The organism is Metabacillus rhizolycopersici, assembly GCF_020075705.1.
The window spans coordinates 39,595-52,131 of the sequence record NZ_JAIQUM010000006.1; the positions used below are offsets into that span (position 1 = coordinate 39,595).

General features: G+C 40.1%; 8 protein-coding genes and 4 riboswitches. All 8 genes read left to right on the forward strand.

Annotated elements, in window-relative coordinates:
* Window positions 1–95: 95 nt before the first annotated feature.
* The 8 genes from K9V48_RS04270 (at window position 96) to K9V48_RS04305 (ending at window position 12,202) form a co-directional block, all read left to right on the forward strand.
* Window positions 96–2,168 carry a transporter substrate-binding domain-containing protein gene (locus K9V48_RS04270; RefSeq protein WP_224137251.1) on the forward strand — a complete coding sequence of 691 codons (2,073 nt, stop codon included), beginning with the start codon at window positions 96–98 and terminating at the stop codon, window positions 2,166–2,168.
* A complete protein-coding gene (locus K9V48_RS04275; RefSeq protein ID WP_224137253.1) occupies window positions 2,143–3,522 on the forward strand; it encodes a sigma-54-dependent transcriptional regulator in 1,380 nt (459 codons plus the stop codon). Before K9V48_RS04270 ends, K9V48_RS04275 begins: the two co-directional genes overlap by 26 nt.
* 23 nt (window positions 3,523–3,545) lie before the next feature.
* Window positions 3,546–4,730: a TAXI family TRAP transporter solute-binding subunit gene (locus K9V48_RS04280; protein ID WP_224137255.1), complete on the forward strand. Its 1,185-nt coding sequence runs from the start codon at window positions 3,546–3,548 to the stop codon at window positions 4,728–4,730.
* 244 nt (window positions 4,731–4,974) lie between these two features.
* Window positions 4,975–6,315 carry an MFS transporter gene (locus tag K9V48_RS04285; RefSeq protein WP_224137257.1) on the forward strand — a complete coding sequence of 447 codons (1,341 nt, stop codon included), beginning with the start codon at window positions 4,975–4,977 and terminating at the stop codon, window positions 6,313–6,315.
* 251 nt (window positions 6,316–6,566) lie between these two features.
* Window positions 6,567–8,354: an oligoendopeptidase F gene (pepF, locus tag K9V48_RS04290; protein ID WP_224137258.1), complete on the forward strand. Its 1,788-nt coding sequence runs from the start codon at window positions 6,567–6,569 to the stop codon at window positions 8,352–8,354.
* A 598-nt stretch (window positions 8,355–8,952) separates the two neighbouring features.
* Window positions 8,953–9,054, forward strand: a riboswitch (glycine riboswitch).
* Window positions 9,055–9,057: 3 nt separating this feature from the next.
* A riboswitch (glycine riboswitch) is annotated at window positions 9,058–9,144 on the forward strand.
* Window positions 9,145–9,254: 110 nt separating this feature from the next.
* Window positions 9,255–9,971, forward strand: a complete 717-nt coding sequence (locus K9V48_RS04295) for a DUF5058 family protein (RefSeq protein WP_224137260.1) — start codon at window positions 9,255–9,257, stop codon at window positions 9,969–9,971.
* Between the two features lie 25 nt (window positions 9,972–9,996).
* On the forward strand, window positions 9,997–10,725 hold the full coding sequence (locus tag K9V48_RS04300; RefSeq protein WP_224137261.1) for a small-conductance mechanosensitive channel: 729 nt from the start codon (window positions 9,997–9,999) through the stop codon (window positions 10,723–10,725).
* Window positions 10,726–10,795: 70 nt separating this feature from the next.
* Window positions 10,796–12,202: an amidohydrolase gene (locus tag K9V48_RS04305; protein ID WP_224137262.1), complete on the forward strand. Its 1,407-nt coding sequence runs from the start codon at window positions 10,796–10,798 to the stop codon at window positions 12,200–12,202.
* Between the two features lie 67 nt (window positions 12,203–12,269).
* A riboswitch (glycine riboswitch) is annotated at window positions 12,270–12,376 on the forward strand.
* Between the two features lie 2 nt (window positions 12,377–12,378).
* A riboswitch (glycine riboswitch) is annotated at window positions 12,379–12,483 on the forward strand.
* The last annotated feature ends 54 nt before the right edge of the window (window positions 12,484–12,537 follow it).

The following is a 12,537-nucleotide window of genomic DNA, read 5'->3' on the forward strand; positions in this document are numbered from 1 at the left end:
AATTTTTAAAACTACGGAATCGTAAGTGATGTCAAATACAAATCGACTAACTTTGCAATATTGGTAACATTTTAAAGAGGGGATCGGTTCACTCTATGTATGTACAATTACGTATCTTCTATTTTTTCCTATGTATCCTTTTGCTTATTCCTTATCATCCTGTCGTTGCTTTTGCAGAGGGAGAGAAGCAGGCAGTAGGGAAGTCGGATTCTATAGGAGAGAAAAAGGTGTATCGCATCGCTGGTGAAAAGCATCTTGCGCCTTTTTCTTATATCAATAAAAACGGAGAGTTCACAGGCTTTAGCATCGATATTTTTGATGCTATTGCCGAAAAAGAAAATGTAGAATTTGAATATATTCCGATGGAGCTTTACCAAGCGACACGTGCACTCCAAGAGGGAGAAATCAACGCCATTATGGGATTGAAATATTCTGCGGAGCAAAATCGAATTTTTCAGTTTTCTGAGCCGTATTTTACAATGACAGACGTTGTTATTATTCCAAATCACTTGAAATCTTCCGTTACATCTTTAACTGACTTACGAGGCAAAACAGTAGCACTGCGAGAGGATCCTGCTTCCTTTGAGTTGCTAATGAATGTAAGACGCATTGAATTTCAAGTGGCGCTGAACCCTGAGGATGCGCTTCATCTTTTGTTTTTAGGACGGGCTGATGCTTATCTTTCTAATAAGTGGACAGCTGAGTTCTATCTTGAGCAATCACAGAACAAAGGTCAATATACTGTGCTTGATGAATTAGGAGTACCTTCGGAGTTCGTGGTGGCAACTCAACCAGAGGATACAGAGCTCCTCGCAATGATCAATGATTCGTTTGCTAGTATGCAGGCAAGCGGTGAATATCAAAGCTTATACACGAAGTGGTTTGCTCCTTCTTCTGAAGAGAGGTTGAGGGAAATGCGCAATTGGATTATCGTGCTTCTTGTTGCGGTTGGATTGACGTTTGCTAGCTTAGTAGTCATTTATAGTTGGAATAAGCGATTGAAGAAGGAAGTAGAAAAGCGGACATTTGCTCTTGCTGATGCAAACAGGGAGCTCGCGGCTCAGCAACGGGAGACTTCGCGGGTTCATGCTTTTAAGACGCAAATTATTAACCATATGTACTACGGGATTCTTACCTTTGATGATCACCTTCATCTGACAAGCCTGAACGAGCGGGCGAAGGAAATGCTTTGTCTTACAGAGGTACAGTCTATTCAAACAGCAGACATTCAGCATCACCCGCTTATGCGTCAAATTTTTCAAACGTATGAAACAGCAAAGAAGAAAAAAAGTGGGCCGTTTCGATTTATGGAAGAGATTGAATATAAACAAGATGGCGAATCTCGCTTTGTCATCTCTCGAGTGATTCCACTTCATGAGGATCAGGATCAAACGAACGGATATTTAATGACGCTTGCGGATCGTTCTGAAGAGCGTATGCTTGAGAAAAAGCTGGCAACTCAGGAAAAGATGCGGGCTCTTGGGCAGCTTGTTGCGGGGGTAGCACATGAGGTTCGTAACCCACTTACATCAGTAAAAGCTTTTATTGATTTGCTGCCGAGGAAATATGAGGATCCAGCTTTTCGGAAAGAAATGCTTAAGCATGTACCGGAAGAGCTCAAAAGAATGAATCGTATTGTGGAGAGTTTACTTGATTATGCACGTCCTAAATATCCGCAAAAAGCATCTTTTGATGTAGAGTCGTTTATCCACTCCCTCGTGACTATCATCGAGCCTACATTGAAAAAACAGGGAGTTAGCCTATGCTTGGAAATCGAGCCTAGTATGCAGTTGTATAGTGATCCTAATCAGATAAAGCAAGTCATGCTGAATTTGATTTTAAATGCGCTTGATGCAATGGAAGTCAGTGCTCAAAAAAAGCTGCTCATTCAGGCTGAAACAGAAAATGGAACGGGCTTTATCCGTGTCACTGATACAGGTAGTGGTATCGAGGAGGAGGAGCTTCCGCATATTTTAGAACCGTTTTATACAACGAAAAAACAAGGCGTGGGTCTTGGTCTAGCGTTATGCTACCAATGGATTCAGGAGAATAACGGGGAAATTAATATCGAAACGAAAATAGGGGATGGGACAACTTTCATTCTCACTTTACCTATCACGAAAGAAAAGGAGGGTCATGAACATGAATCCAGCTGTACTAATTGTTGATGATGAACCCGCTATCGGTTCATCTCTTCGTTTTGCCTTAGAAACCGACTATGACGTGACCGCCACCACACATATACCAGAAGCCTATGAGCTTCTTAGTAAACAGCGAATAGATGTTATTTTGCTGGACTGGAGACTCGGTGAATATAACGGGCTGGAAGTATTGACTAAAATGAAAGAAATCCAGCCGCAAACATCCATTATTATGATGACTGCCTATGGCACAATTGAGTCTTCGGTTGAAGCGATGAAGCGGGGCGCCTATCATTACATCACAAAACCACTTGATATCGATGAGTTACATATTTTAATCCAAAAAACATTGGAGCATCAGGAGCTTCATAACAAAATTCGTCAATTAAACGAAACGATTGAGAAAATAAAAGGATATGATCAAATGATCGGCAAAAGCCAAGTTATGAGGCAAGTTTTTTCGATCATTGATAAAGTGAAAGATATTGATTCAAGTGTGCTCGTGTTCGGTGAAAGTGGAACAGGGAAAGAGCTTGTAGCACGAGGAATCCATAGGCAGGGAAAGAGAGCAAACGGACCGTTTATCTCTGTTAATTGCGCCGCCATTCCAGAGGCCCTTTTGGAAAGTGAGCTGTTTGGTTTTGCAAAAGGCGCTTTTACAGGGGCAGTGCGTAACCAAATTGGCAAAATTGCTGCCGCTGACGGAGGAACGCTCTTTCTAGATGAGATTGGAGAGATGCCTCCTTCCTTGCAGGCGAAAATGCTTCGTATTTTGCAGGAAAAAGAAATAACACCACTTGGTTCAACGGAAGAGAAAAAGGTTGATGTTCGTATTATTAGCGCGACAAATAAAGAGCTACTGCGCATGGTAGAAGAGGGCTCTTTCCGTGAAGACTTATATTTTCGCTTGAATGTCATTCCGATTGAATTACCGTCGCTCCGTGAACGGAAAGAAGATTTAGCACTGCTCATTCCGTATTTCCTAAATAAATATGCGGAAGAAATGCAAAAACCACTTCCTTCCCTTTCGCAAGAAGCATATAAAAAGTTGCAGACCTATGACTATCCGGGGAATATTAGGCAGCTAGGCAATATTCTTGAATATGCTGTTGCGATGGCTAAAGGCAGCATTATCTTGGAGCAGGACTTGCCAATTGCCATACAAAATGAGCAGGAAGATTCCTCGTTAATACCTGCTGAGTTCGTTTGTGAGAAGAAGGTCATTGAAATTCCGATCAACTCTACTATGAAGGAAGCAGAGCGGTTGATTATCGAGTCTGTGCTTTTACAATGTGAGGGAAATAGGAGGAAAACCGCCAATATGCTTGGGATTAGCGAACGAAATCTCCGTAATAAACTGAATCTATACCGTCAAGATTAATAATAGAGGGAAATAAATGCCGGGTGGGGAAAAATTTGCCGTTACTACCCGGCATTTTTTGCCGCTTGTCCAGCGATTTCTTTCGTTATTATGATGATTTTTTAATGGCACGAAATTTGCATATTAATAGTGTAAGCTCTTATGAAAGTGAAAATAGGGGTGAGGATATGAAAAAATATACAAGCTTGGCATTTGTATTATGTTTATTGCTTATTATGAACGTGGCATGTAGAAATCAAGCCTCTTCTGATGAAGAGAGTGCAAAAGATTCCAAGTCTGAAGCGCAGACCCATGGAGAACTTGCTGGAAAACCAGTCACGATTTTGACAGGAGGAACATCTGGCGTTTACTTCCAACTTGGTCAGGCTCTGGCCCAAATTTATGGAGAGAAGCTAGATGCCAAGGCAAGCGTGCAAACAACTGGGGCTTCTGAAGAAAATATCAACAAAATTTCACAGAATCAAGCGGAGCTGGGATTTGCGGTTGTTGTCGCTGTTGCAGACGCTTACAACGGAGAAGGAAACTTCGCTAAAGATGGAGCGCTATCGAATGTAAGAGCGGTTGCTTCGCTATATCCAAACTATATGCAGATTGTAGCACTTAAGTCGGCAAAAATTCAGACACTACAGGACTTGAAGGGGAAAAGCATTGCAATCGGAGAGATGGCTAGCGGCACAGAAATGATGGCCAAGCATATTTTGAATGCGGCCGGTATTACATATGCCGATCTGAACGTGAACTATCTATCTTTTGCAGAAGGAATCGAAGGGATTAAAAACGGTACAATAGACGTAGCCTTTCTTTCCTCAGGTTATCCCAATTTGGGAATTATGGAATTAGCAGCAACCAACGAAGTTGAAATGATTCAGGTACCGAAAGAACTGACAGAGAAATTAAAGAAAAATGATTCCGCTTTTGATAGTGGAATCATTCCAGCTAACACGTATAAAGGTGTAAAAGAGAATCGGGAAACGGTTATGGTGAATAATCTTCTGATTACAAATGAAGAGATGCTGGAAGAAGAAGTATATGAACTGACAAAAACATTATTTAATCATCTGGAAAATCTTCGCAATGCACATAGCTCAGCTAAGAACATCCAACTAGAAAAAGCCATACAAAACCTACCAGTGCCACTACACCCTGGGGCAGAAAAATATTATAAAGAAAAAGGCGTTCTAAACGAAAAGGAAGAGACGCATAAATAGCGGTCATTGCTGTGCTTGATTTCATAGCCTGCCTTTCATAAAAAGAAAACAACGATTAATATGCCTAAACTTGATTATTTTTTTATACCGCAATCAACAAATGACGAAACCTTCTAAACGGTCTTAAGAAAGGATAAACGATATCATTTGAAAAAGAACGTTCGGTAGTTATTGAATTATCGAGTAATGACAAGAGCAAAATAAAGGTACTTTTAACATCAGTATTTTAAAAGGGGGATTTACTATGGCTCAATCTATAGATCGCGCAAAGACGCGACGTATTACAGGAAACATTTTTAAAGGTTCGGTCGGAAATTTAATCGAATATTACGACTGGTATGTATATGCTGCTTTTGCAGTGTATTTCTCGTCTCAGTTTTTTCCTCAGGGAGATTCAACTAGCCAACTGCTTAACACGGCGGCAATCTTCGCTGCAGGATTCCTCATGCGCCCATTAGGGAGTCTGTTGATGGGACGCTATGCTGATCGTCATGGTCGCCGTGCTGCACTTACACTTTCCATTACGATTATGGCCAGTGGCTCTCTCATCATAGCTTGTATCCCAGGTTATGATCAAATTGGCATTCTGGCGCCTATTCTTCTCGTTCTGGCACGCTTACTTCAAGGGTTGTCATTAGGTGGCGAGTATGGAACCTCGGCAACGTACTTGTCTGAGATGGCCAGCAGCGGTCGCCGCGGATTTTATTCAAGCTTTCAGTATGTTACACTAATTGGCGGACAGCTGATTGCATTGGCTGTTCAGATTATTCTTCAACAAATACTCAGTGAAGCTGCTATGATGTCCTGGGGCTGGCGCATTCCTTTTGTCATCGGAGCGCTAGGAGCATTAGCTGTGCTGTGGCTGCGCCGCACAATGGACGAATCCGAACAGTTCTCAAAAATGGATTCTGAAAGCCGTGAGAGTGCTGGAACCCTTCGAGCTTTGATGCAGCATCCTAAAGCGGTGCTAACAGTGGTCGGTCTAACACTCGGTGGTACTGTTGCTTTTTATACATACACAACCTATTTACAGAAGTTCATGGTGAATACTGTAGGTCTTCCTAAGGAAATCGTCAGCTGGATCAATTTCAGTGCCCTGCTCGTATTCATTGTTCTTCAGCCTCTCGCTGGTATGCTGTCTGACAAAATCGGACGACGTCCTTTATTAATGAGTTTCGGTATTTTGGGAATGGTGCTGACGGTACCACTATTTTTGATTATGGAGCAGACGAAGAGTCCTATCGCTGCTTTCCTGCTCATGCTGGCAGGTCTGATCATTGTTACTGGTTATACGTCTATTAATGCGATCGTGAAGGCTGAGCTTTTCCCGACAGCAATCCGTGCCCTTGGCGTAGGATTCCCCTATGCTCTTACTGTGGCCGTGTTTGGTGGTACGGCGGAGTTCGTCGCGTTATGGCTCAAGAATATTGGCGCTGAGTCGCTCTTTTATTTCTATGTAGCTGCTTGTATTGCAGTTAGTTTCCTTGTTTACTGGCGCATGAGTGAGTCCTCAGCTACCTCTCACATTGAAGCGGAGCTTGAGAATGAAGAAGCTAGTGACGATGACCGACATAAGGTATTATAAAAGGATGTAACAACATAAATATAAGGTAAAGAATAGAGTAGGGTGCACCTTTTTCAAGGCTTCCCTGCTCTATTTTCTTTTTAGCAAAGGTGTTAAAAAATAGGTAACGATAGAAAGTTTCGAGATCAATTAGTATAATTCATATAGAACGTATGTTTTAAAAGGGGATGTGATAAGTGAGCTAGAATAAATAGTTAATGCTAGTTGAGAGAGAATCATGAAAATCAATCGATTGGAAAAGGAGTTTTGAGATGACAACATACAAGACGAGAGCCGAAGTACCATTACACGAAAAATGGGATTTGACTGATTTATATTCTGAACAAAGCAAATGGGATGAGGACTATCTGGAAATTGAAAAAATAGCGAATGACCTAAAGGGATTTGATGGGGAAATTCATGATGGCCAATCCTTGTATCACTATTTGAAACAAAGAGAAGAGTTATCCTTTTTATTCAACAAATTGTATGCCTATGCGATGTTATATGTTGATGAGGATACACGAGAAACGACCGCGCAGTCATTATTAGATCGTGCAAAACAGCTTAGTGTAAAGGTTAGTTCTGCTACCTCCTTCTTCATGCCATATTTACTGAGCTTGGATGAGGATACGTTAAAAGGGTACATATCAACAGAAGAACGATTAGCTTATTTTGAGGAGGATTTATTCGACTCTTTTCGATACAAGCAACATGTGTTAAGTAAGGAGCAAGAGGGGGTTCTCTCTCAATTAGGTGAGGCGCTCTCGGTACCAAGTCAAACTTTCGGTATGTTGAATAATGCTGATATTAAGTTTGGGGAAGTTACTGGTAAAAATGGTGAAGCTGTTGAGCTTACAAGAGGAATGTATGCAAAATTGATTGAGGACGAGGATCGTGAAAAGCGAAAGGAAGCGTATAAAGCCTATTATCAGCCATACGTCCAATTAAAAAATTCGATTGCTTCGACACTTTCAGCAGCCATTAAAAATAATGTGACACTAGCTAGAATTCGTCAATATCCCTCAAGCCTAGAAAAAGCGTTATTTGGTGATCAGGTTCCAAAAGAGGTTTATGAAAATCTGATCCTCACAACGAAAAAAAATATTGCTCCACTCCATCTATACACTCAGATTCGTAAGGAAAAGCTGAAGCTGGATGAACTTCATCAATATGACTTGAGTGTTCCGCTCGTAGGTGGTGTAAAACAAGTCATTTCTTATGATGAGGCTTTTGATATTATGTGTAAGGCTCTTGCACCACTTGGGAAAGAGTATATTGAGATTTTACATGAATTTAAAAATGGTCGTTACATTGATGTGAGAGAAACACCTGGTAAACGATCAGGCGCATACAATCTCGGAGTGTACGGCGTTCATCCATTTATCCTCTTAAACCATCAGGATGATTTGGATAGCTTATTCACACTTGTTCATGAATGTGGCCATGGAGTTCACAGTAAGCTAAGCTCGCAGCATCAACCACAAATTACAGCGCGATATAGTATTTTTGTTGCAGAAGTCGCTTCGACAGTCAATGAGGTCCTATTAATTAATTATTTATTAAACAATGAGCAAGACTCACAAGTCCGGAAGCATCTTCTTAACCATTTCATCGATCAATTTAAGGGGACATTTTTTACACAGGTGATGTTTGCTGAATTTGAACAGAAAATCCATGAAATGGCTGAAAATGGCCAGCCTTTAAATGTTGATGTGTTTAATCAAACATATGAGACGCTCTTTAGAGAGTATAATGGGGATGAAATTGTCTTCGATGACGAGGTGAAATATGGATGGTCAAGAATTCCTCATTTTTATCGACCATTTTATGTTTACAAATATGCAACTGGCTTTGCCTCAGCAATCCATCTAGCAACTAAGATTTTGGAAGGCGACCAAAAGACATTAGATGCATATCTAAAATTTTTAAAGAGTGGTAGTTCGGATTATCCACTAGAATTGTTAAAAAAGACAGGAGTAAATTTGACAACACCAACTCCAATTGAAAATGCTCTAAGCCGGTTTAGCGAGCTTGTTGAAGAGTTTTCTAAGCTTTAAAGGAAAAACAGAAGTTGATGACAGCTTATCAACTTCTGTTTTTTTTTTTTTTTTGTTAAGTGATAAAAAACTTGTTATTTTTCTTTGATTTCATCTTTGTAAATGGCTTTTAACTGTTTGAATATTTAAAATATTTTGTTTTATTCCCCAAAATCGCATTGACACGTTTTTTTTACGGTGGTAATATATGTGAAAGATAAGGAGGTGATGTCGTTATTCTAGAATAGTGAATATAAGTTATTTTTTATGAACAAATATGAAATCGCTTACAATTATGCGTTTTACCTCAGTGGATTGACAACGAATTTTGGATGAAATTAGAAGATTTTGTGTGCATGGTTCAAAAAAATTTTCATCTATGACTAACTGAAGCTCGTCATTCGTTAAATAAGTGGAGGTAGAAGGCAAATGGTAACTAGTACATAGATTAAGAAGGTAGTGCAGCTACATAAGATGTTGTCTCTTCTTCTAAGTGAAGCAGAGATCGCATACATGTTGAATTTTAAAAAATATGTAAGAGAATCTAACAAGTAAATTGAACAACCGAAATTATCGGGTTAATATTCAGAATATACTTACAATTCTATATAGTTAACGGTTGATTGTTATGGGAGAGAGCGGTAAATCCGTCACCGAAGGAGAAAGTTTATAAAAATACCTTATAAACAAAACTCTCAGGTAAAAGGACTATAACAGGACGTAGCTCTGGAGAGTGCATGTTGTTATATATGCCACCAAAGGGGACACGCTGTTTTAAAGCGTGACAAACTCTCAGGTAAAAAGGACAGGGAAGGTAGAAAGCTCTACCTTACTCTGTCCTTTTTTGTCTTTATCAAATTGAATGATGTGGTGAAAATTTCAACCGTTCAACAATATTGAAGAGAAAAGAGGAGGAAGTGTATGGAGAGTGCAATGAGGTTAGCGACGAGTTTTCCTATGTGGATTATAGCCCTGATTATTTTAGGTGTTGTTATTTTTCAAGCGATTGTCTTTATGAGACTTGCAACGAAAACAAGTCAGAGTGTAGGGCTGACGAATAGCGAAGTGAAAAGTGCGATCAAAGTTGGAGGGATTTCGGCCATTGGTCCTGCGATGGGCAGTATGATTATCGCGGTATCATTAATTACATTCCTCGGAGAGCCGCTCACATTAATGCGGTCTGCAGTTATTGGTTCCTCTGCGATCGAGTCTGTCGGTGCAAGTCTTGCAGCACAGGCTTATGGGACGGAATTAGGCTCTGTAGGCTTTAATGAACAAGCATTTACAACAGTCGTTTGGACCTTATGCTTAGGAGGATTAGGTTGGTTATTCTTTGTTGTCTTATTTATTAAATCACTAAGTAAAGTGGAACAAAAAGTAGTAAATAACAACAATGCTAAAAAGGGAAATCTTATGGCGATCATCTCAAGTGCAGCAATGTTGGGGGTATTTGGGAACTTCACAACTGGTGAGGTGTTAAAGGGGATTACGCATACAGGAGTTATTTTAACCGCTGCAATCACAATGTTTGTTTTGTTTTCTCTCTCAAATAAGTTAAAAATGAATTGGATTAAGGAATGGTCACTAGGACTATCGATTTTAGTATCGTTAACAGTCAGTTACTTTATCACTCTTTAAACAATCATAATCGGGAGGTTTTAAAATGAATGTGAATAAAAATACGGCGGTTGCTCCGTTAGAAGTGACAGAAGTTCTAGTTGAAAATTCTAGTCTAGGAATGGAAGAATTTCATCGGAAATCTCACTTTTGGGGCCGTTTGACGATGTGGATGGTCATCATTTTAACCTTAGCATTGCCTTTGTATCTTTCATTTGTGCTTGGCTACCATCCAGGCTGGACACCAATAATCGCGGGGTTCTTAGCATTTGCCACTCTAGTAGGATATGCATGGGTAATTGAGCCAATTTCATATTATCCAACTCTTGGAGTTTCCGGAACATATCTTGCATTTTTAACAGGGAATATATCTAGTATGTGTCTTCCATCTGCTGCCTCTGCACAAAATGCATTAGGGGTGGAACCAGGAACAAAAAAAGGAGAAATTGTTGCTGCTTTAGCCATTTCAGCCGCCTCTTTAGTCAATATTGCAATACTTGCTGTCATTATTGCAGGAGGATCATATATTATTTCGATCATACCTCCGCAGATTCAAAATACATTTCAATATATCATTCCAGCTATTTTTGGCGGAATAATGGCGCAATTTGCAATGAAGAAACCGTTATATGGCATCATTGCGATGATAATTGGACTAGCTGTCAACCTGTTACCAATCATGATGTTTTTTAAAGGTGTTATTTGTATCACCCTGACAATCGTAATTTGTATCTATTTGGAAAAAGTGAAAACGAAAAAAGTACACGCTGAATAAACAAGTGAAAAAGGGCGGAATCACTGTAATCTTTCCCTCGAACAAAAAATCATAGAGGAGTTGTTTTGAATTGAGTAAAGAAACGATTTTAGATTGGGTGAACGGTAATCAAGATTTATTTACAGAAATGGCTCGAAAAATTTGGGAAAACCCTCAGGTAGCTTATGAGGAGACGTATGCATCCAATTTACAGATTAAGATGTTAGAAGAAGCTGGCTTTACGATTCAAACAAATATCGGCGGAGTACAGACAGCCTTTATCGCTGAATATGGTTCTGGTCATCCAACCATTGGAATTTTAGGAGAATATGATGCCTTACCAGGATTGTCACAAACTGTGAGCTCTATTCAAAATGAAGTGGTTCCAAACGGACCAGGACACGGCTGTGGGCATAATTTGCTAGGGACTGCGGGAGTGGAGGCGGTCATTGCAGTTAAAGAGGCGATGGATACTCATGGATTAGGTGGTACGATTCGTTATTATGGTTGTCCTGCAGAGGAAGTTCTCTCAGGCAAAACATTTATGGCTAGAGCTGGTGTATTTGATGATCTTGATAGTGCGTTAACATGGCATCCTTGGACAGCAAATTCGATCGCAACGACAAGTATGCAATCAATGGTTTCGATCAAGTTTCATTTTAAAGGGATTACAGCTCATGCAGCGGCGGCACCTCATGCAGGCAGAAGTGCACTTGATGCCGTTGAACTGATGAATACTGGGGCAAATTATTTGCGAGAGCACGTACTAGATGGCTCGCGAATCCATTATGTGATTACAAATGGTGGAATGGCTCCGAATATAGTCCCAGAACACGCATCAGTCTGGTATTACTTAAGAGCTGCAACAAAAGAGCAAGTTGAAGATATACTAACGAGAGTACAGAAAATTGCAAAAGGGGCGGCGATGATGACTGAGACTGAAGTAGACTCTGAAATATTAGCATATCCCTTTGAAACACTGACAAATGATGTTTTAAATGAAATCTTATATGAAAATATGAAACTTACAGATTCGCAGATCTTTACAGAAGAAGAAGTTACTTTTGCAAAAGGGTTAATAGAATCAATTAATCCAGCAATCGCAAAGAATAATAGTGAAGACATCCTACCTACAAATATACAGTTTCATCGGCACTTAAAGGGGACAACTATGGGAGGCTCTACTGATGTAGGTGACGTAAGCTGGATTACATCAGTGGGGCAAGTCATGACAACGTGCGCACCAATAGGTGTACAATTACACTCTTGGCAAGCGACTGCTTCATTCGGTTCGACGATTGGTTTTAAAGGCATGCATTTAGCAGCTAAAACAATGGCACTATCTGTTTATGATCTGTTGACTACTCCTAATCTTATTGAAAAAGCACAGGCAGAATTTAAGCAAAGCACACTAACAAAACAATATAAGCCTGGAATTCCAGAAGATGTTATGCCTCCTAGAGGGAAAGATAGCGAGCGATTAGAAACCGTCAAATGAAGATGACATAGGTGAAGAGCTTTTTAAATTGTTACGATAAATTGGTTGCAAAATTGGATAGAAGCGGATGAAGATTGTAGGAGAGATCGATAAAATCAGATCGACACCGAAGGAGCAAGACCCCAAAAAAGCCTTGGGATTAAAACTCTCAGGTAAAAGGACTTCAATCGGACGCACCTCTGGAGAGAGCTAATAAGCCACCAAAGGGGAACACTTCTGTCTGAGCGGTGATTCTTACTCGTTCAGACAGAAGGTAATCTCTCAGGTAAAAAGGACAGAGGAAAGGTAGAATAGCCAATTTGCCTTTCTTCTGTCCTTTTTTGCGGGTGAAAATT